At 49.0% G+C, this 881-nt stretch carries 2 protein-coding genes; both read right to left on the reverse strand.

The window, feature by feature from the left end; genetic code table 11:
- Positions 1–111 precede the first annotated feature (111 nt).
- Positions 112–510, reverse strand: a complete 399-nt coding sequence (locus ARSQ2_RS11670; protein ID WP_181995384.1) for a multidrug DMT transporter permease — start codon at positions 508–510, stop codon at positions 112–114.
- Between the two features lie 30 nt (positions 511–540).
- The gene (locus ARSQ2_RS11675; protein ID WP_181995385.1) at positions 541–699 is read right to left on the reverse strand and encodes a hypothetical protein; all 159 of its coding nucleotides are present in this window, start codon (positions 697–699) and stop codon (positions 541–543) included.
- Positions 700–881 lie beyond the last annotated feature (182 nt).

Consider the following 881-nt stretch of genomic DNA (forward strand, 5'->3'; position numbering starts at 1 on the left):
GCTGAATTTTGGTGCTCGTTGATAACGTGCTTGGCAATCGACAGTGCCAGATGATTCTTGCCTGTACCGGGCTTACCACACATCACCAAACCGCCACCACGCTTAAGGCGTTCAGGCCAATGGGTAGCCATAGGCATTGCAGAATTTTAAGCAACCTGCCGCATCAGGATTTACTGGCTCGTAGTTATCCAAGGTGACATCGGCAAAGCGTTCCGACAGGTTCAGGTTATCCATAAGCGTTTTAATTTTTGAGCGCTTGCGGTGTTTTTCCTGCTCTGCTTCGGCTTGCTCCAACTGGATTAATTTTTCGGTCAGGCAAGCAGGGCATTCGCTTCTTGTTTCAATTCCTTTGCCGTGAACTGCCATCCTGCGACAACGTTGTTTGAATAAGCCGTGCCTGTCACAGATGGCCTCCTTCTCCTCGTAAACCGTGTGTTCCAGTGGCTTGGGTGGCGCATTCAGGTATGCCAATTTTTGACGCACGGTAGTAATTTCTGCCCTGTAGTTCATAGCCCCCTCGATAGACACTCCCTCCCCCAATCAGGTAGCTGCGGTTCCCCATAGTCCTTTTGTCAGCAAAGCTATCTGTGACAGAGTGGGATTTTGCCTGCTGAGTTCTTCCGGGTTGATTAGGCTCGAAGAGTCCTTGCGAACCATTGGTGATACTGGCGTTAATAATTTCTTCTGGCTGATGCCCATTTTCTCGGCACTTGCCTAGCAGCTTGATAGCGTGAATCACTGTTTGCTGGGATTTAATCGGCTTGTTGATTTTCTTGCGGTATTGCACCCAAGAATCCCAAGTTGGTCTCGGTAGGCAATCAGGAAGTTCTGCCGAGCTTGGGTCAAACGATTTTGATTTTTCGAAAGAAGGGGTTTTGGGT

The organism is Arsenophonus endosymbiont of Bemisia tabaci Q2 (assembly GCF_902713415.1).
GTDB lineage: Bacteria > Pseudomonadota > Gammaproteobacteria > Enterobacterales > Enterobacteriaceae > Arsenophonus.

What these genes read in the sequence shown, in the direction of transcription:
- ARSQ2_RS11675 (WP_181995385.1), bottom strand. Translation starts at nt 699, where the DNA reads ATGGGCATCAGCCAGAAGAAATTATTAACGCCAGTATCACCAATGGTT.
- ARSQ2_RS11670 (WP_181995384.1), bottom strand. Translation starts at nt 510, where the DNA reads ATGAACTACAGGGCAGAAATTACTACCGTGCGTCAAAAATTGGCATAC.